Source organism: Halalkalibacter krulwichiae, assembly GCF_002109385.1.
GTDB lineage: Bacteria > Bacillota > Bacilli > Bacillales > Bacillaceae_D > Halalkalibacter > Halalkalibacter krulwichiae.
This window is the reverse complement of record NZ_CP020814.1, coordinates 113,194-133,439: the sequence shown is the minus strand read 5'-3', so window position 1 is coordinate 133,439 and position 20,246 is coordinate 113,194. Positions and strand designations below refer to the sequence as shown.

Genomic DNA, 20,246 nt, shown 5'->3' with positions numbered 1-20,246 from the left:
ATTGAGGATTTTTAATTAACCTCTATTACTTCTATTGCAAGACAGCATGAGGGAACTAGCAACACTAGCCCCCACAGCTTATTATACGTTCGATTCACTTGATTCAAAGTTTAGATTCAGCTTTTCACTCGTCTGATCATCTTCGTCATCAAGTTCTCTCATTTCAATTTCTTCTTCATTGCTTGAGAGCATCTTCACATCCATACCTAGTGACTGAAGCTCTTTAATTAATACTTTAAATGATTCTGGTACACCTGGCTCAGGTACATTTTCGCCTTTTACAATCGCTTCGTACGTCTTAACACGTCCGACAACGTCATCCGACTTAACAGTTAAGATTTCCTGCAGTGTATAGGCAGCTCCATAAGCTTCAAGTGCCCAAACCTCCATCTCACCAAAACGCTGACCACCAAATTGAGCTTTACCTCCAAGTGGTTGTTGTGTAACAAGTGAGTAAGGTCCAGTTGAACGAGCATGTAACTTATCATCTACCATGTGAGCAAGTTTGATCATGTACATGATCCCTACAGATACTCGGTTATCAAACGGCTCCCCTGTACGACCATCATAAAGGATCGTCTTTCCATCACGGGCCATACCGGCTTCTTCTAAAGTACCCCATACATCTTCTTCGTTTGCACCATCAAATACAGGAGAAGCGACATGTATGCCTAGCTTACGAGCAGCCATACCTAAGTGCAACTCTAATACCTGACCGATATTCATACGAGAAGGTACCCCTAGAGGGTTTAACATGATATCGATTGGTGTTCCGTCAGGTAAGTAAGGCATATCTTCTTCAGGAAGAATTCTAGAGATAACCCCTTTGTTACCATGACGTCCAGCCATTTTATCCCCTTCGTGAATCTTACGTTTTTGAACGATATAGACACGAACGAGTTGGTTCACACCTGGTGGTAACTCATCTCCATCTTCACGGTTGAAGATCTTAACATCAAGGACAATACCATCTCCACCATGCGGAGCACGTAGTGAAGTATCACGTACTTCACGAGCTTTTTCTCCGAAGATTGCGTGTAATAGACGTTCTTCAGCTGTTAATTCCGTAACCCCTTTAGGTGTAACTTTCCCAACAAGAATATCACCGTCTTTTACTTCTGCACCTACACGGATAATACCACGCTCATCAAGGTTTTTAAGAGCGTCTTCCCCAACGTTCGGGATATCACGAGTAATCTCTTCAGGTCCAAGCTTTGTGTCACGAGCTTCTGACTCATATTCTTCAATATGAACAGATGTGTATACATCATCCTTTACAAGACGCTCACTTAAAATGATCGCATCCTCATAGTTATAACCGTCCCAAGTCATAAATCCTACCATTACGTTACGGCCTAAAGCCATTTCGCCAAGTTCCATTGAAGGACCATCAGCTAGAATTTCACGTTTAGATACAACGTTCCCTTCAGCCACAATTGGACGTTGGTTATAACTTGTTCCTTGGTTAGAACGGATGAATTTTTGTAGTTTGTATTTATCTAAGTCACCTTTTACTTCTTTGCCATCGACTTCTTCAAGGCGGCGAACCCAAATTTCTTTAGCTGTTACACGTTCAACGATCCCTTTTGACTTCGATACAATCGCAGCACCTGAGTCTTTTGCAGATACATGCTCCATACCTGTTCCAACAATTGGAGCTTCAGGAACCAACAATGGTACCGCTTGACGTTGCATGTTCGCCCCCATTAAAGCACGGTTGGAGTCATCATTCTCTAAGAAAGGAATACAAGAAGTCGCAGCAGAGACAACTTGCTTTGGTGATACATCCATATAATCTAAACGCTCACGTGGCACAACTGTGTTTTCACCACGGAAACGAGCAATAATATTGTCATCGATGAATGAACCGTCTTCAGCTAAGCGGGCATTCGCTTGGGCAACTACATAGTTATCCTCTTCATCAGCTGTTAAGTAATCAATTTGCGACGTAACTTTCCCTGTCTCAGGGTCAACACGACGATATGGAGTTTCCATAAATCCAAATTCATTTACTTTTGCATAAGAAGATAACGAGTTAATTAACCCGATGTTCGGGCCCTCTGGCGTTTCAATCGGACACATACGACCGTAGTGAGAGTAGTGAACGTCACGAACTTCAAATCCTGCACGTTCACGTGTTAAACCACCTGGTCCTAGTGCTGATAAACGACGTTTATGCGTTAACTCTGCTAGTGGGTTTGTCTGATCCATGAACTGTGAAAGCTGCGAGCTACCAAAGAACTCTTTAATCGATGCAATAACAGGACGAATATTGATTAACGCTTGTGGCGTAATCATATTCGGGTCTTGAATTGACATCCGCTCACGAACTACACGCTCCATACGAGACAAACCAATACGGAATTGGTTTTGCAATAACTCACCAACGGAACGAAGACGACGGTTTCCAAGGTGATCAATGTCATCGGTATCTCCAACACCATGCAGTAGATTGAAGAAATAGTTAATAGAAGCAATAATATCAGCAGGTGTAATATGTTTCACCGAGCGATCAACCATTGCATTTCCGATTACACGAATTGTACGTTCGCCCTCTTGATCATTTGGAGCATAAATCTTAATCGATTGTAATTCGATGTCTTCATCTTCAACGACACCACCTGATGCATTCACATGACGGAAGCCTACATTATTTTCAATGTAAGGTAGGATTCGATCAAGAGTACGGCGATCAAGTAATGTGCCTTCTTCAGCAATCACTTCTCCTGTTTCTGGATCTACTAACGTTTCAGCTAAGCGTTGGTTAAACAATCGATTTTTAATATGAAGCTTCTTATTAATCTTATAACGACCAACATTCGCTAAGTCATAACGTTTAGGATCAAAGAAACGGGAATCTAACAAGCTCTTTGCATTTTCAACCGTAGGAGGTTCACCAGGGCGAAGGCGCTCGTAAATTTCTAACAACGCTTTCTCTGTTCCATCGGTATTGTCTTTTTCTAACGAATTACGAAGATATTCATCTTCACCTAATAAATCAATGATCTCTTGATCAGATCCAAAACCTAACGCGCGCAAAAGAACCGTCACTGGTATTTTTCGTGTGCGGTCAATTCGAACGTAAACGATATCTTTAGCATCTGTTTCAAGCTCCAACCACGCACCACGGTTTGGAATAACAGTAGCAGTAAAACCCTTTTTACCGTTTTTATCAGTTTTTTGACTGTAATATACACTCGGAGATCGAACAAGCTGAGAAACAATTACACGCTCGGCTCCGTTGATTACAAACGTACCCGTCTCAGTCATTAACGGGAAATCTCCCATAAATACTTCTTGCTCTTTTACTTCGCCAGTTTCCTTATTGATCAAACGAACTTTGACACGAAGCGGTGCTGCATATGTCACATCACGTTCTTTTGATTCATCTACTGGATATTTTGGTTCTCCAAGACTATAATCAATAAATTCTAAAACTAAGTTTCCTGTAAAGTCTTGAATTGGAGAAATATCTTGGAACATTTCTCGTAGGCCCTCATCAAGAAACCACTGATAGGATGCTGTTTGAATCTCAATTAAATTCGGCAGCTCCAAAACTTCGTTAATCCTTGCATAGCTTCTCCGCTGGCGGTGGCGTCCATACTGAACTAGTTGACCTGTCAACTGATTCACCCCTCAAATCTCGCGTTATAGTATCTAAAAATGCTTTCTCTAGATGACTGCCATCACATCAAACTAGATTTAAACATTTTTATAGATTAAGCAGAACTCGCACAAAAAATATGTACGCATGTTAAAAGAAAGCTCGATTTCTTTCTCTTAACTAGAAAATAGTAGAACCTATTTTCACAAACTCCATCGATTATTCCAGTATAACCACTATTAAACATTATTATTCAAAAATTTCTACTTGACTTTTTAACTAATAACGATCTAAAAATAGGTAGTCATACGCATTAAATAACAATATCACAAAAGCCAAGCTAGGTCAAATCTTTTTTGCTTTAATAATGAAATAACCTTTTTTCTTTTCTACAACTTCCACTTCATTGAAATGACTTTTTAACTTTTCGATTGCAGAAGGCGCTCCTTGTTTCTTTTGAATAACAACCCAAAGCTCTCCTTTATCAGCTAAATGTTCAAACGCTTGTTCAAAGATTGAATGAACCACCTGTTTACCTGCGCGAATCGGTGGATTGGTTACAATCGCAGCAAATTGTTTTTCAACAACCTCTTCCAAACGATCACTTTTATAAACAATGATATTAGAGATGTTATTCTTTTCTGCATTGCGTCTAGATAATTCTAGAGCTCGCTCATTAACATCAACCATATGAACAATACGTCCTCCGTCATCTTTGGCGAGCGCCAGACCAATCGGTCCATATCCACAGCCAATATCTAAAATAGGCCCATTGATATCAGGTAATCTAAAAACTTCTATTAATAATCGACTTCCAAAGTCGACTTCCTTCTTAGAAAAAACTCCACGGTCTGAACAAAAAGAGAACGTTTCTCCTCTTAACGTAAAACTCCATTCTCTTTCTTCACTTTCAACTCCTGGGTTTTCCGTATAATAATGATCTGACACAGAATCACTCCTTCGACGTCTTTCCTATAGTTAGTATAGACCAATGAAACATCAAATAAAAAAGGACCCGCTCATAAGCGAATCCTCTTTGATTAGAAATCTATTACTTAACTTCTACAGAAGCTCCTGCTTCTTCTAACTTAGCTTTTGCTTCTTCAGCTTCTTCTTTAGAAGCACCCTCTTTGATTGGAGCTGGAGCGCCATCAACTAGAGCTTTTGCTTCTTTAAGACCAAGACCAGTGATTTCACGAACAACTTTGATTACGTTGATTTTTGAACCACCAGCAGATGTTAGGATTACATCAAATTCAGTTTGCTCAGCAGCACCAGCGTCGCCACCAGCAGCAGCTACAGCTACAGGAGCAGCAGCAGTTACACCAAATTCTTCTTCGATTGCTTTTACTAAGTCGTTAAGTTCTAAAACAGTCATTTCTTTAACCGCTTCAATGATTTGTTCTTTAGTCATTTTTAAATCCTCCTATTTTTTGTTTTAATTTTATTATTAGTTTACGCACACAACGTAAAGGTAGGCTTTCTATTTGAATCAAGCCACAATAATCGATTTACGATTAAGCACCTTGCTCTTCTTTTTGCTCTGCAACAGCTTTTGTAACCAAAGCAAATTGACGAACTGGAGCTTGAAGTACATTCGCAAGCATTGAAAGAAGTCCTTCGCGTGATGGAAGTTCAGCAAGAGCTTTTACTTCAGCAACAGACGCAACTTGTCCTTCGATAACACCAGCTTTGATTTCAAGAGCTTCGTGTTTTTTAGCAAATTCATTAAGTACTTTAGCAGGAGCAATAACATCTTCAGCACTGAATGCAATTGCAGTAGGTCCTACAAGTTGCTCATTAAGTTCTGTTAGTTCAGCTTCAGCAGTTGCACGACGAGTTAAAGTATTTTTGTATACTTTGAACTCAACACCAGCTTCACGAAGTTGTTTACGAAGTTCTGTAACTTCAGAAACATTCAATCCACGGTAGTCAACAACAACAGTTGCTTTGCTATCACGTAGTTTCGCAGCAATGTCAGAAACAACTTGCTTTTTTTGTTCTAATACGCTCATCCTTACACCTCCTATGGTTTTCGTACCATACCGTTAAAAGAAGCATATAAAAAGCCCTCATGTAGACATGAGGGCATAGAGTTACAGTTCACTGTATCTATCGCTTACCTCGGTAGGAAATTAAGTGTTTAGATCCACACCTACTGTCTACGGTATGACATTCAATTTAATGCGTCTTGTGTAAGACACTTCTATGAGTATACACACACAAAACCTATATGTCAATCATTTTATTATCTTGCAAGAGCAGTTGCGTTAACACGTACTCCAGGTCCCATTGTAGATGCAACGGCTACATTCTTCATGTAAGTACCTTTTGCAGCTGCAGGTTTAACCTTAACAAGAGTTTCAATGATTGTTTTAAAGTTTTCAACAAGCTTTTCTGTTTCAAAAGAAACTTTACCAATTGGTACGTGGATGTTACCAGCTTTATCAACGCGGTATTCAACTTTACCAGCTTTGATTTCATTAACAGCCTTTGTCACATCAAATGTAACTGTACCAGTTTTCGGGTTTGGCATTAAGCCTTTTGGTCCAAGAACACGACCAAGCTTACCAACTTGAGCCATCATATCTGGTGTTGCTACGATTACATCAAACTCGAACCAACCTTGGTTGATTTTGTTGATGAAATCCTCATCACCTACGAAGTCAGCTCCAGCTGCTTCAGCTTCTTTTGCTTTTTCTCCTTTTGCGAATACAAGAACACGTTGTGTTTTACCTGTACCGTTTGGAAGAACAACTGCACCACGAATTTGTTGGTCAGCTTTCTTAGGGTCTACCCCAAGACGAACAGCCACTTCAACAGTTTCATCGAATTTAGCTGTCGCTGTCTTTTTTACTAATTCAATTGCTTCTTCTACTTGATACGCTGTATCACGATCAACAAGTTTAAGAGCATCTACATATTTTTTACTTTTCTTAGCCATGCTATTTCCTCCTCGAATGTGGTTTTAGCGGTAATACCTCCCACTATTAAAGGTTGCGAACCTAAATTATAGGTAAAGAGGGTATCTCCTCATCGCAACCTCCGAAAAAAACAAAACAATTAATCTTCAATCACAATACCCATGCTGCGAGCAGTACCTTCTACCATACGCATAGCTGATTCAACATTAGCTGCGTTAAGGTCTGGCATTTTTGTCTCAGCAATCTCGCGTACTTTATCACGCTTTACTGTAGCAACCTTTTTAACATTAGGCTCTCCAGAACCTGACTCAATCCCAGCAGCTTTCTTTAGAAGAACAGCAGCAGGTGGAGTTTTCGTGATGAATGTAAACGAACGATCTTCAAAAACAGTAATCTCAACTGGAATGATAAGACCTGCTTGATCAGAAGTACGAGCGTTGAATTCCTTACAAAATCCCATGATATTTACACCTGCTTGACCTAATGCAGGACCAACTGGTGGCGCTGGATTAGCTTTCCCAGCAGGGATTTGTAACTTAACCATTTTAATAACCTTTTTAGCCACGTGACACACCTCCTTAAAGTCCGTGATGTGGTATCCGGGTGATAAATTTTCACCCTCCCACTCAAAAAAACGGATGCAGTGAAGCACCCGATGGTTCAATTTAATGAAACCATTTGTCAACCATGAAGATTCTATCACTTTCAACAAAAGATAGCAAGTTTTTTTCGAATTAAATCTTTTCTACTTGATTAAAATCTAATTCTACCGGCGTTTCTCGGCCAAACATATTTACGTGCACCTTAAGCTTTTGTTTATCCAATTGAATTTCTTCAATCGAACCAACAAAGTTTGCAAAAGGACCCTCTTTTACTTTCACAGATTCATTCACTTCAAAGTCAATATCCGCTCGAGGTTGTTCTACACCCATTTGTTTCAAGATTGCTTCTACTTCTTCTGGCAGAAGCGCCGTTGGCTTCGAACCTGCTCCAGCCGAACCAACAAAGCCTGTTACTCCTGGTGTATTTCGAACAACATACCAAGAATCATCTGTCATAATCATTTCGACGATGACATAGCCCGGGAACACTTTTTTAGTTACTGACTTACTTTTGCCATTTTTAACTTCTGTTTCTTCTTCGACAGGAACTAGAACACGAAAGATCTTATCTGTCATATCCATTGACTCAAGACGCTTTTCTAGATTTGTCTTAACCTTATTCTCGTAACCTGAATACGTATGAACAACATACCAATTTTTTTCCATAACTTAATAGGACGTTTGTCCTTCCCTCCTTCGTAATAGCGCTATTAACATCTATCACTCATTTATTGAATCAATTAGTTTAAGAAACGAAGAAGTGTCGAAATTCCATAATCCACTAGAAAAAAGAAAACAGACATGAATGCGACTGTACCAACAACTATCCATGTATACCTCGTTAACTCTTTACGGTTTGGCCATGATACACGCTTCATCTCTTTTACAACATCTTGAAAAAACTTTCCGATATTTCTCACTCCGCCAGCCAAAACAGACACCCCCAGCATCAATCAATATAGACAAAACTGTCCCAATCTATTCGAATCCTTGTTATCGTTTAGTAATTAACCGGAGCTCGTCCGATAAAAAAACGCAAAAAACACTTAAACTCTACTTCGTTTCACGATGAAGTGTATGCTCATTACAAGCCTTGCAAAACTTCTTCATCTCAACCCGCTCACTAGTCGTTTGTTTGTTCTTTTGCGTTGAATAATTTCTCGACCGGCAAACTTCACATGCTAGCACAACTTTACTTCGCACATCGCACCTCCAGCCTTACATGTACATACTATCTAAATCTATCACACAGGGTAAAATGTGTCAAAAAGAAAATAACTCAAGTACCAGACTTCACATCGTTATCCAATGCCTGTTATAGTACATGAGTTATTCTAATATCATATTATGTTAATGAAACGCCCTTCAATTCGACATAGCGTTCTAGCTTTCTTTTCACTCGTTGCAAGGCGTTATCAATCGACTTAACATGTCTATTAAGATCAATTGAAATCTCTTGGTACGATCTGCCGTCTAAATAGAGCATTAAAACTTGACGCTCTAAGTCACTAAGAAGTTCTCCCATCTTCAATTCAATATCGGCAAATTCTTCTTGATTAATTAGTAATTCCTCTGGATCCGTTACACGTGTTCCGCAAATAACATCGAGCAATGTGCGATCCGACTCCTCATCATACAACGGCTTGTCCAATGATACATAAGAATTGAGTGGAATATGCTTCTGTCTCGTTGCTGTCTTAATAGCTGTAATGATTTGCCTTGTTATACATAGCTCCGCAAAAGCCTTGAAGGACGACAGCTTGTCCCCATTGTAGTCTCGAACAGCTTTGTAAAGTCCTATCATTCCCTCTTGAACAATATCCTCATGATCTGCACCAATGAGAAAATAAGATCTTGCCTTAGCACGAACAAAGTTCTTATACTTGTTGATTAAAAACTCTAATGCTCCACTATCACCATTTCTTACAAGAACGACCAATTCATCATCATCCACTGTTTCATACACCGGCTTTAATTTCGTTTCTTGAAGGTCCATGCTCACGACAATCCCTCCGACCTTGGCTGTTGTCCAGATTTATTAAAGTCATTATATAGCACAGATTTCCAGCTGGTCAACCACGCATCAACGCTCTCGACGCCATTTTTCAAAAATTTCAGCAATCTCGTCTGTAAGCGGAATCTTTGTCGAATTTTTCTTCTTTTGCGTTTTTTGTACTTCTATGTCGATACCTTTTTCTGTAGTTGTAGTCTCAATTAGAAGCTCCCTTGCAGATTTTCTTAAAGCTCCACTTCCAAAGGTAAGAGATTGTTCTGTAAAATCGGATGTTGCTACATGGATACGCCTATCAATTCTTTTTAAAAGGTGAACTAACTTTTCAATGCGTTCATCCGCAGTTTCGTTCTTTCTCGTATAGATCACATCAACTCGATGGTTATGATACTTCTTTCCAATTCCTTCAACCATATGAGCATCAAAGACTACTTTAACTTTATACCCTGTGTAGGCTTGATACTCTGCCATAATTTCAACTAACCGATCACGAGCTAAACCTAAATCTTTATCCTTTAGTTGTCGTAGCTCTGGCCAGGCCCCAATCATGTTATAGCCATCCACGAGCAAAATATCTTTCATCGTTACTCACTGCCTGCTTCTTGGCGTCTCCGAAAAACTTCATACATCAGCAAACTTGCTGCAACTGAGGCATTTAACGATGTAACGTGCCCAATCATTGGAATTTGAACAAGAAAGTCGCACTTCTCTTTTACCAAACGGCTAATTCCTTTCCCTTCACTACCAATAACTAAGCCAATTGGTAGATCAAAGGAGGCTTTTCGATAATCATCCGTACCTTTCGCATCTGTTCCTGCAAACCAAATTCCTCTTTTTTTCAAATCATCCATTGTCCTAGCTAAATTCGTTACTCGAACGACAGGAACATATTCAATTGCACCTGTTGAGGATTTTGCTACTGTTTGCGTTAATCCGACAGCTCTTCTTTTAGGGATAATCACCCCATGAGCACCAACAGCATCAGCAGTACGTAGGATTGATCCAAGGTTATGAGGGTCCTCTACTTCATCTAATACTAAGAAAAACGGCTGCTCCCCACGCTTGTCCGCCGCAGCAAACAAATCTTCTATTTCTGCATACTCATATGCTGCAACTGAAGCGACCACACCTTGGTGATTATCGGTATCAACTAGCTGCTCGAGTTTCTTCTTTGGAGCTTGTTGAATCAGCACCCCATTTTCTTTTGCTAATTGAACAACCTTTGACATTTGTCCTTTTTGAGATCCTTCTGCAACCCAAATTTTATTAATGGAATGTCCTGATTTTAATGCCTCAATGATAGGGTTTTTCCCTACAATAAACTCTTCTTTACCACCTTTACTCATTGCCCTTTCCTCCCTTCTACTATAGAAACAGCTTTTTTCATAATTTCATCTAATCTTTCTTGCTCCCCTTGGAAATAGTGATACCCTAACATCGCTTCAAACCCTGTTGAATACCGATACGTATTTAAATCCGTATTTTTCGGAATGGAACCTGACTTTGCATTGCGCCCTCTTTTAAATATTGCAATCTCTTCTTCAGTTAAAAATTCATCTTCTAATAACTTACCCATGATCGCAGCTTGCGCTTTGGCAGAGACATATTTTGTTGCCTCAACATGGAGACGGTGCGGCCTGACAGTTCCTTGTGCTATAAGGTAATAGCGGACATACATATCGAGCACCGTGTCTCCCATATAGGCTAATGCTAAGGCATTTAATTGTTTCAAATCTTTAGTAGAGGCTTCAATGATCTTCATTTCATTAGCCTCGCTTCCAACGAACACCTTGAGCAGTATCTTCAAGAATAATTCCTTGCTCTTTTAAGTCATCCCGAATTTGATCCGCTAATGCAAAGTCTTTGTCTTTTCTAGCTTGGTTACGCTTTTCAATCAATTGCTCAATCTCATCATCTAGCAATTCTTTTTGTTCACGCACGGTAATACCTAACACAGTAGCAAACTCATCGAATTGCTGTAAAAAACGCTCAAGCACTTCCTTATTTGATTTATCTTCTCTTAAGTAACGGTTCGCTTCTTTAGCTAAGTCGAACAATACTGCAATACCGTTAGCACTATTAAAATCGTCATCCATTTCCTCAATAAACTTCTGCTTTAACTGACTGATCTTCTCTAACCAATCTCCCTGCTCACCAAAGTCAGCTGATTCGCCAAGACGATATTCTAAGCTGGAAACGGCTGTTTTTAATCGTTCAAGCCCACTCTTTGCTCCCTCAAGTAACTCATCACTAAAATTAATAGGACTACGATAATGTGCTGTCAGCATAAAAAATCGAACGACTTCTGCTGAATGTTGTCGAATGATCTCATTTGCTAAAACAAAATTTCCGAGTGATTTCGACATCTTTTCATTATCAATATTAATAAATCCATTATGAAGCCAATAATTTGCCATTGGTTTTTCAGTTAAAGCTTCCGATTGGGCAATTTCATTTTCATGATGAGGGAATGTTAAGTCTTGCCCGCCTGCATGAATATCGATTGTATCACCTAAATATTTCTTTACCATTGCGGAACATTCAATATGCCAGCCCGGTCGCCCCTCTCCCCAAGGACTTCCCCAAGATATTTCTCCTTCTTTGGCCGCTTTCCATAGAACGAAATCAAGGGAATCTTCTTTTCTTTCGTCTACCTCAATTCGAGCACCCGAACGTAAGTCTTCAATGGATTGAGAGGAAAGCTTTCCATATCTATCAAATTTTCTCGTTCTAAAGTAAACATCACCTTTTGCTTCATATGCAAAACCTTTTTTTATTAACGCTGAGATAAAATCAATAATCTCTGGGATCGTTTCTGTTACACGTGGGTGGATATCGGCTTCCTTTACACCTAATGCACATGTATCTTTGTGATAGGCTTCAATAAAGCGATCCGCAACAGCAAACACATCTTCACCCAATTCATTGGCTGCTCGAATAATTTTATCGTCAACATCCGTAAAGTTAGAAATAAAGGTAACATCATATCCTCTATACTCTAAATATCTTCGAACCATATCATATACAATAGGTGGTCTAGCATTTCCAATATGAATATAGTTATATACGGTTGGCCCGCATACATACATCTTTACTTTACCTTCTTCAATTGGTATGAATCTTTCCTTCTTTTTTGTGAGACTGTTATATACATGAATAGACATTTACATGACTCCTTCTTACTTTTTTCACTCTTACCATATGCAAGAAGCTACTCTCGTGAGTAAGATTTTTCTCTTTGTTCTTCCTCTAGCTTTAACGCTTTTAATGCTTTTATTTCTTCTTCAAGTTCCTTTAATTTATCAGCAATTGGATCAGGAAGAATGTGGTGGTTTAGTCCATGCTCCACTTTCACACCATCTTGGACAACAATTTTACCTGGTATGCCTACAACCGTTGAGTTTGGTGGTACTTCTTTCAGCACAACTGACCCAGCACCTATACGAGAATTTTCCCCAATTTTAAATGAACCTAGTATTTTAGCTCCCGAGGCGATAAGTACATTGTCTTCAACCGTGGGGTGACGCTTGCCTTTTTCTTTCCCTGTCCCCCCAAGAGTTACTCCTTGATAAATGGTTACATTATCTCCGATTTCACAAGTTTCCCCTATGACGACACCCATTCCATGGTCAATAAAAAGCCGTTGGCCAATAACTGCTCCCGGATGGATCTCAATCCCTGTGAAAAAGCGACTAATTTGTGAAATTCCCCTAGCAATAAAGAACAACTTACGTTTCCAAAACCAGTGGGCTAATCTATGAGCCCAAATAGCATGAACACCGGAGTAGGTGAAGATGACTTCTAAACGGCTCCGGGCTGCAGGATCTTGTTCAAACACTACATCGACATCATTTAATAATGTGCGAAATCTTATTCCCATCTTCTCCTCTTCCCCCTTTTTTTGAAACCAATTCATACGCTTCAGAAAAAAAACGCCTCTGTGCATGTACATGCACAGAGGCGTCAACGCGCGGTTCCACTCTGTTTTCTAGCAGTAAAAATATCTGCTAATCTCTTTGCTTTTAACGGAGCTATCCGCTTTTCCCTACTCAAAACTTTTCGGAAAAAGGCTCAAGGGTGCATATTCAAAAAGTGTGTCCTGAACCATTTCCAGCCAAGATGGTCCTCTCTGTAAGGCAAACACTCTTCTACTTTTCCCTCTCAACGCGATATCTTTTTAAAATCTTATTATATCCTATGCTAACAAACTTAAGGGTTCCTTAATTGTTTACAACTTTTTTCAAGCGTGCAATAACAATATCCTTCCCAAGAAGTTCAATTGAATCCTCTAGCGAACGGCCATGTGTTTGACCAGTTGTCGCCACACGGATCGGCATAAAAAGTTTCTTCCCTTTGTGACCAGTTGCTTTTTGTGTTGCTTTCATTGCTGCTTTAATCGTTGCTGCCGTGAACTCATCAGTGCTTTCAAGTTGTTGTTCAAAATAAATCAGCACCTCAGGCACTTGCTCTTCCTTTAATACATCCTGCGCTTCCTCATTATACTCAATTTCTGGCTTAAAGAAAAGTTCTGTTAACTCAACAATTTCCGCACCATATTGCATTTGTTCTTGATACAAGCTAATTAACTTACGTGCCCACTCTTTTTGGTCAACCGACAAATCTTCCGGCAATTTCCCAGCCTGAATTAAGTGTGGCAGGGCAAGATCAACGACTGTATCAAGGTCCGCTTGTTTTAAGTATTGATTGTTCATCCAAGCCAGCTTTTCTGTGTCAAAAACAGCTGGTGCTTTGGATACACGTTCTAGTGAAAATTGTTCCCCTAATTGCTGCATCGAGAAGATCTCTTCTTCTCCAACTGGAGACCATCCTAATAAGGCAAGGAAGTTCACTAAGGCTTCTGGCATATAACCAAGCTCTTTATATTGTTCAACAAATTGAATAATAGACTCATCACGCTTACTCATTTTTTGACGATCTGGATTTAAAATAAGCGATGCGTGAGCAAAACGTGGTACATCCCAGCCAAATGCCTCGTAAAGCAACACTTGTCTAGGCGTATTCGATAAATGCTCTTCTCCACGAATAACATGAGAAATCTTCATTAGATGGTCATCAATTACGACGGCAAAATTGTACATCGGAACACCATCTTTTCGAGCAATGACAAAATCGCCAATGCCGTCTGACTCAAACGTTACTTCTCCGCGGACAGCATCATCGATCTTAATATCTTTTCCTTCAGGTACTCGAAAACGTACGACAGGCTTTAACCCCTTTGCTTCATAGGATTGGCGCTGTTCTTCTGTTAGATCACGGTCGCGTCCACTATACTTTGGTGTTTCCCCACGTGATCTTTGTTCTTCACGTTCAGCCTCTAATTCATCTTCAGTCATATAGCAATAGTACGCTTTTCCTGTTTCAAGAAGCTGACTAATATATTCCTTATACAAACCAAGGCGCTCCATACAGCTATATGGACCATACTCACCGCCAACATCGATACTCTCGTCCCACTCCATACCAAGCCACTTCAAACTATCTAACAATTTCTCTTTCGCTTGGCCAACATTGCGAGCCTGATCTGTATCCTCAATTCGTAAAATAAATTTACCTCCTTGGCTTTTTGCAAATAGGTAATTAAATAATGCAGAACGAGCACCACCGATATGTAAATGTCCTGTTGGACTTGGCGCGAACCTTACACGAACATCACTTCCCATACTAACACCTTCCGTTTCTAGCATATTCATATGCATTTTTCCTTAATCTATTTTAGCATTCTCGCTTTTTCGGTCAAGCTAGTTCCCGTCGAATCATAAAAAAAGTAAAGTGCGACCTTTTTTATTTATTTGAGGCGATGCTTCTCTCGTTGCGCGTCTTTTGAGAAAGGCACCCAAAAGACTTAAAAGATGCAACGGCTTCGCTATCGCTTCGTCGAATCATAAAAAAAGTAAAGTGCGACCTTTTTTATGATTCGACTAATAAAATCACTGCTTGTGAAGCGATTCCTTCTCCTCTTCCTGTGAAGCCTAATTTTTCGGTTGTCGTGGCTTTGACATTGACTTGGCTAATGTCGGCTTCAAGGAGTTCCGCTATTCGAGTTCTGATTGTTTCGATATGTGGGGCCATTTTCGGTTGTTGAGCAATGATGGTACAGTCAATATTGCCTAACTTAAATCCTTTTTCTTTTACAAGCTCCCAAACATGAGTTAGAAGCTTTGCTGAATCAGCATCTTTAAACTCAGGGTCAGTATCTGGGAAGTGTTTACCGATATCGCCTTCACCTATTGCTCCTAGTGCTGCATCTGTAATCGTATGTAATAATACATCAGCATCTGAATGCCCTAATAATCCTTTTTCATAAGGGATTGTGATTCCCCTAGAATAAGAGGTCTTCCTTCCACTAATTGATGTACATCAAATCCTTGTCCAATTCTCATTATCATCGTTTCCTTTCTCTCTCTGTTAAAATTGCCTCTGCAAAAAGCAGATCATCAGGGGTCGTCAGTTTGATATTTTGATAATCCCCTTCCACGATCGAAACTTCATGTCCTAGCCACTCCACTAAACTAGCATCATCTGTTCCTATTACATTATGTTCACACGCTTTTTGGTGTGCCTCACTTATAAGAGACCATTTAAACGCTTGTGGCGTTTGTACAGACCATAACTCTTCTCTTTTTTGAGTTTCCATTACAAGGCCTTCTTTTACTCGTTTAATTGTGTCTTTTACTGGGACAGCTACAATGGCAGCACCATGTTTCATTGCATTTGTAACGAGTCTGCTGATTACTTCATGAGTAATAAAAGGACGTGCCCCATCATGTACGAGCACAATCTGATCTTCTGTTAGACATTCAATTCCATGTCTTACACTGTCTTGCCTCTCTTTGCCTCCTTTTAGAATCGCTGAAACCTTCGAGATTCCGTACTGTTTCACTAACTCTCTCATTGTTTCTATTTCATCTTGGTTGGCAACAAGGACAATTTGTTCACACGATGCATCTTCATCAAATAATCGAAGTGTGTGAATAATTAAGGGCTCTCCCCTAAGTTCAAGAAATTGTTTGTTTTTCCCGGCTCTCATACGTTTTCCTTGTCCCGCTGCTGGAATTACAACACTATAGTTCATGTCAGCCTCTCCTATTTGGTCATCCCAAAATCAATCGTTCACTTTCTCTCATTAAACCCTCATTATTTTAGCATGTTCTTCCACCTAGTTACATATGTTTGTCTTAGTCACGCTTGTACTTTTCATACTTTCTTTTTTGGACAAAAGAGAAGCGCACTATCCATAATGGAATCGAGCGCTTGAATAAAAGAATTATAATGCCTTTTCTAATAGCTTCGGTTTTGCAAAAATCATCCGGCCAGCACTTGTTTGCAAGACACTTGTGACAACAACATCAATATGCTTTCCAATGTAGTCACGACCACCTTCTACGACAATCATCGTGCCATCATCTAGATAAGCAACGCCTTGATGCTGCTCTTTTCCATCTTTTATAACCTGTACCTTCAGTTCTTCTCCAGGTAATACTACCGGCTTAACAGCATTAGCTAAATCATTAATATTTAATACAGAAACACCTTGCAGTTCACACACTTTATTAAGGTTAAAATCGTTAGTAACAACAATTCCTTGAGAAAGCTTTGCTAATTTGACCAACTTACTATCTACTTCAGATATGTCTTCAAAATCTCCTTCATAAATTTCAACATTGGTCGGTAGTTCCTTTTGAATTTTATTAAGAATATCTAATCCACGACGACCTCGATTTCTCTTAAGCACATCAGATGAATCTGCAATATGCTGCAACTCTTCTAAAACAAATCCTGGTATAACAAGGGTACCTTCTAGAAAACCAGTCTTACAAATATCTGCGATTCGGCCATCAATAATTACACTTGTATCGAGAATCTTTAATTGTTTTCCAAAAGCCGCATCTTGCTTTTCTAGATCTTCCTCTTCTTTCTTCTTGCCTAAATTACGAGTTATGGTAAATAAATTAATAAGTTCATCACGCTTCTTAAAACCAATCTGAAAACCAAAATATCCAACAAAGATCGTCACAAAAATTGGTAGAACTGTACTTACAACAGGTATATTGATAGCATTTAAAGGAATTCCTATTAAATATGCTACAATTAAACCTACAATTAGACCCATCGTTCCAAACAACACATCCGTTACTGGGGCACGCACAATAGCCTCTTCCATAATCTTCATTAAGTTAACAATATAATCAGCTAGCCAAAATGTTGCAAAAAATAAAATAATAGCACCAAACACTGCTCCGGCATATGAACTTGTAACCCAGTTAGGAACTTCACCTAAATTAATAATATGGATTAGTTCTGGAAGATAGAGAAATCCTAAAGTTCCTCCAACTAGAACGAAGAAAAGCTGTACTATTCGCTTTAGCATATCCATATTCACCTCCCTTTTATTATTATAGACAAGAATGTAAAATTGAAACCTACCTAACTACATTTCACATAAAATCTCAAGATTATTCCATATAGTCTTTTTAACGTATCAAACGGGTAAATTTTTGTCAATTCAGAAAACTTTTTATTATAACGCTATTTATTCCTTACGTCAATGCAAACTACTAAATATGCCGATCTACGAACAGCTGTTCTTGTATGCGTGTTAAGCCGTCTTTGATCATTTTCGCTCGGTGTTCGCCGACTCCTTCTACTTCATCGAGTTCTTCCGTACTTGCAAATAAAATGTTTGTTAAATTCCCGTATTTCTCTATAACATTTTCGATAATCGTTAGTGGCAGTCTTGGAATTCGATATAAAATTCGGTAACCTCTTGGAGAAACAGCCTGCTCTTGAATATTAATATTCTTACTATAACCTAGTACCTTAACAATCTCTTGTTCATCAAGTAATTCTTCGGTTTGCGTTTTCGTTAAATCTTTTAAAATCTCACTCGCGTTTTGATTTGGATCTTTGACATAATCCTTGATTAAAAGAATGGCTTCTTTTTCTGTATTAGCAACAAGTTCATTTAATTGCATGGTAATAAGACGACCTTCGTTACCTAGTTCATTAATATAATTTAAGATTTCACGTTTAATACGAAGGACCATTTGCACACGATGAAGAACTTGCGTTACTTCATGGAAAGTAACTAGCTGCTCAAACTCTAAAGCCCCTAAATTCGTAATTCCTTGGTCAAGGACGACTTTGTACTTTTCCAATGTTTGAATTGCCTGATTGGCTTTTGTTAAGATCACTCCAATGTCTTTGAGTGAGTAGCGGTAGTCTCCTTGATACAGCGTAATAACATTTCTCCTTTGGGAGATTGAAACGACTAAATTACCGGTTTGCTTTGCGACACGTTCTGCCGTTCGATGACGAATACCCGTTTCATTTGAAGCAATTCCATTATTCGGTACGAGCTGTGTATTCGCATATAAAATTCTTTTGCCATCCTCACTTAAGATAATGGCTCCATCCATCTTTGCTAACTCATACAAATAGGCAGGTGAGAAATCGCAATTAATAAAAAAGCCCCCATCAACAATCGGCATCATCGCATTATCATAACCTATAACAATTAAGCCACCTGTTTTCGCTCGAAGAACATTATCAATACCTGCTCTTAAATCAGTCCCTGGAGCAACTAGCTTTAAGACATTTTGAATAAAAGCATGCCGTTTTTTTCCATCATTCATTTTTATCCTCCTAATCCTACTTCAAGCGCTCTCTCTAATGTCGGCACACCGATAACTTGAATTTCCTTTGGATACGTCCAACCACCTAAATTTTTCTCAGGAATAATGACCCTTTTAAATCCAAGTTTAGCCGCTTCATTCACTCTCTGCTCAATTCGTGAGACGCGTCTGATTTCTCCTGTTAATCCTACTTCTCCGATTGCAACATCGGTTGGGCTTGTCAATTGATTTCTAAAACTCGAAGCAATACTTAATGCAATAGCCAAATCGATTGCCGGTTCATCTAACCTAATTCCCCCAGCTACATTAATATAAGCATCTTGATTTTGTAACAACAATCCAACCCGTTTCTCAAGTACAGCCATTAACAGTGATACACGGTTATGATCAACACCAGTAGCCATTCTCCTTGGGTTCCCGAAACTAGTTGGTGAGATCAATGCTTGTAATTCTACAAGAACAGGTCTTGTTCCTTCCATCGATGCAACGACAATTGAGCCAGCAGCGCCTTGAGAACGTTCTTCAAGGAAAATTTCAGATGGATTTAATACCTCTTCTAACCCTACTTCTTTCATCTCAAATATACCCATTTCATTCGTCGAACCAAATCTATTTTTTACCGCTCTCAAAATCCGATACGTATGATGGCGTTCTCCCTCAAAGTAAAGAACTGAATCAACCATATGTTCGAGTAATTTAGGGCCTGCAATTGACCCTTGCTTTGTTACATGCCCCACAATAAAAATGGCAATTCCTTTTGTTTTAGCAATCCTCATAAATGCCGCTGTACACTCTCGAACTTGGGCGACACTACCAGGCGCCGAAGTAATTTCCTCTTGATACACGGTTTGAATCGAATCGATGACAACTAGTGTCGGCTGAACCTCATCTATCGCCCGCTCAATAAAAGAAATATCAGTCTCAGCTAATACATAAAGTTCGGCTGATGATACACCCAAACGCTCCGATCGCAATTTCGTTTGTTTGACTGATTCCTCACCAGATATATATAACACCCTGTGTTTTGTTTCTGCTAATTTTGATGACAACTGCAATAAAAGCGTTGATTTTCCAATACCAGGATCTCCTCCTACAAGTACTAGAGATCCAGGGACAATCCCACCACCAAGTACACGATCTAATTCCATCATCGTCGTGCTAATTCTTGGTTCCGTCTCACTTTGCACAGAAACAATTGATTGAGGCTTTGATCCAGTAGTTGCTGATGTCACATAGCTTCTACTTGCTTGCTTTGCTGACGGTTCGAACTCTTCAACCATCGAGTTCCAACTTTGACACCCTGGACATTTCCCCATCCACTTTGCAGATTCATATCCGCATTCCTGACAAACAAATTTTGTTTTCTTTTTGGCCATCGACTCACTTCCTTCTTCTAATTTCTATGTCTCTATTGTATCAAAGTAAAGAAGAAAGGTCGCACTTCTAGATAGT

Annotated in this window: 20 protein-coding genes, 1 pseudogene and 2 other annotated features; all 21 genes and pseudogenes read right to left on the bottom strand. The window is 39.3% G+C overall.

Annotated elements, in window-relative coordinates:
• Positions 1-81 precede the first annotated feature (81 nt).
• Positions 82-3,624, bottom strand: coding sequence for a DNA-directed RNA polymerase subunit beta (rpoB, locus tag BkAM31D_RS00635; RefSeq protein ID WP_066159537.1), 3,543 nt, complete (start codon positions 3,622-3,624; stop codon positions 82-84).
• Positions 3,625-3,949: 325 nt separating this feature from the next.
• Positions 3,950-4,552, bottom strand: a complete 603-nt coding sequence (locus BkAM31D_RS00630; protein WP_066159535.1) for a class I SAM-dependent methyltransferase — start codon at positions 4,550-4,552, stop codon at positions 3,950-3,952.
• 103 nt (positions 4,553-4,655) lie between these two features.
• Positions 4,656-5,018 (bottom strand): 50S ribosomal protein L7/L12, encoded by a 363-nt coding sequence (rplL, locus tag BkAM31D_RS00625; protein ID WP_066159530.1) that lies wholly within the window; start codon positions 5,016-5,018, stop codon positions 4,656-4,658.
• 103 nt (positions 5,019-5,121) lie between these two features.
• Positions 5,122-5,619, bottom strand: coding sequence for a 50S ribosomal protein L10 (gene rplJ / locus BkAM31D_RS00620; protein ID WP_066159527.1), 498 nt, complete (start codon positions 5,617-5,619; stop codon positions 5,122-5,124).
• Between the two features lie 38 nt (positions 5,620-5,657).
• Positions 5,658-5,790: a sequence feature (ribosomal protein L10 leader region), on the bottom strand.
• 62 nt (positions 5,791-5,852) lie between these two features.
• Positions 5,853-6,548 (bottom strand): 50S ribosomal protein L1, encoded by a 696-nt coding sequence (gene rplA / locus BkAM31D_RS00615; protein WP_066159524.1) that lies wholly within the window; start codon positions 6,546-6,548, stop codon positions 5,853-5,855.
• A gap of 119 nt (positions 6,549-6,667) precedes the next feature.
• Entirely contained in the window at positions 6,668-7,093 is a 426-nt protein-coding gene (gene rplK, locus BkAM31D_RS00610) for a 50S ribosomal protein L11 (RefSeq protein WP_066159521.1), read from the bottom strand.
• 169 nt (positions 7,094-7,262) lie between these two features.
• On the bottom strand, positions 7,263-7,796 hold the full coding sequence (gene nusG / locus BkAM31D_RS00605) for a transcription termination/antitermination protein NusG (RefSeq protein WP_066159518.1): 534 nt from the start codon (positions 7,794-7,796) through the stop codon (positions 7,263-7,265).
• A gap of 74 nt (positions 7,797-7,870) precedes the next feature.
• Positions 7,871-8,062 carry a preprotein translocase subunit SecE gene (gene secE, locus BkAM31D_RS00600; RefSeq protein ID WP_235820555.1) on the bottom strand — a complete coding sequence of 64 codons (192 nt, stop codon included), beginning with the start codon at positions 8,060-8,062 and terminating at the stop codon, positions 7,871-7,873.
• A gap of 121 nt (positions 8,063-8,183) precedes the next feature.
• Positions 8,184-8,318, bottom strand: coding sequence for a 50S ribosomal protein L33 (rpmG, locus tag BkAM31D_RS00595; RefSeq protein ID WP_371807191.1), 135 nt, complete (start codon positions 8,316-8,318; stop codon positions 8,184-8,186).
• Positions 8,319-8,475: 157 nt separating this feature from the next.
• Positions 8,476-9,132: an RNA polymerase sporulation sigma factor SigH gene (gene sigH, locus BkAM31D_RS00590; RefSeq protein WP_066159515.1), complete on the bottom strand. Its 657-nt coding sequence runs from the start codon at positions 9,130-9,132 to the stop codon at positions 8,476-8,478.
• Positions 9,133-9,213: 81 nt separating this feature from the next.
• Positions 9,214-9,723, bottom strand: a complete 510-nt coding sequence (locus tag BkAM31D_RS00585; RefSeq protein WP_066159513.1) for an NYN domain-containing protein — start codon at positions 9,721-9,723, stop codon at positions 9,214-9,216.
• Positions 9,724-9,725: 2 nt separating this feature from the next.
• Positions 9,726-10,487, bottom strand: coding sequence for a 23S rRNA (guanosine(2251)-2'-O)-methyltransferase RlmB (gene rlmB / locus BkAM31D_RS00580; protein ID WP_066159510.1), 762 nt, complete (start codon positions 10,485-10,487; stop codon positions 9,726-9,728).
• Entirely contained in the window at positions 10,484-10,903 is a 420-nt protein-coding gene (locus BkAM31D_RS00575) for a Mini-ribonuclease 3 (RefSeq protein WP_066159507.1), read from the bottom strand. The genes rlmB and BkAM31D_RS00575 overlap by 4 nt, the downstream gene beginning before the upstream one ends.
• A 4-nt stretch (positions 10,904-10,907) precedes the next feature.
• Entirely contained in the window at positions 10,908-12,305 is a 1,398-nt protein-coding gene (gene cysS, locus BkAM31D_RS00570) for a cysteine--tRNA ligase (RefSeq protein WP_066159504.1), read from the bottom strand.
• Between the two features lie 47 nt (positions 12,306-12,352).
• A complete protein-coding gene (gene cysE, locus BkAM31D_RS00565; RefSeq protein ID WP_066159501.1) occupies positions 12,353-13,021 on the bottom strand; it encodes a serine O-acetyltransferase in 669 nt (222 codons plus the stop codon).
• 73 nt (positions 13,022-13,094) lie between these two features.
• Positions 13,095-13,315: a binding site (T-box leader), on the bottom strand.
• 46 nt (positions 13,316-13,361) lie between these two features.
• Positions 13,362-14,822, bottom strand: a complete 1,461-nt coding sequence (gene gltX, locus BkAM31D_RS00560) for a glutamate--tRNA ligase (protein ID WP_066159679.1) — start codon at positions 14,820-14,822, stop codon at positions 13,362-13,364.
• 247 nt (positions 14,823-15,069) lie between these two features.
• Positions 15,070-15,545, bottom strand: a pseudogene (gene ispF / locus BkAM31D_RS00555) (2-C-methyl-D-erythritol 2,4-cyclodiphosphate synthase).
• Positions 15,545-16,234, bottom strand: coding sequence for a 2-C-methyl-D-erythritol 4-phosphate cytidylyltransferase (gene ispD / locus BkAM31D_RS00550; protein ID WP_066159498.1), 690 nt, complete (start codon positions 16,232-16,234; stop codon positions 15,545-15,547). Before ispD ends, ispF begins: the two are co-directional and overlap by 1 nt.
• A gap of 192 nt (positions 16,235-16,426) precedes the next feature.
• Positions 16,427-17,530: a PIN/TRAM domain-containing protein gene (locus BkAM31D_RS00545; RefSeq protein WP_066159674.1), complete on the bottom strand. Its 1,104-nt coding sequence runs from the start codon at positions 17,528-17,530 to the stop codon at positions 16,427-16,429.
• A gap of 187 nt (positions 17,531-17,717) precedes the next feature.
• Entirely contained in the window at positions 17,718-18,794 is a 1,077-nt protein-coding gene (gene disA, locus BkAM31D_RS00540) for a DNA integrity scanning diadenylate cyclase DisA (RefSeq protein ID WP_066159494.1), read from the bottom strand.
• Positions 18,795-18,796: 2 nt separating this feature from the next.
• The gene (radA, locus tag BkAM31D_RS00535) at positions 18,797-20,170 is read right to left on the bottom strand and encodes a DNA repair protein RadA (RefSeq protein ID WP_066159491.1); all 1,374 of its coding nucleotides are present in this window, start codon (positions 20,168-20,170) and stop codon (positions 18,797-18,799) included.
• Positions 20,171-20,246 lie beyond the last annotated feature (76 nt).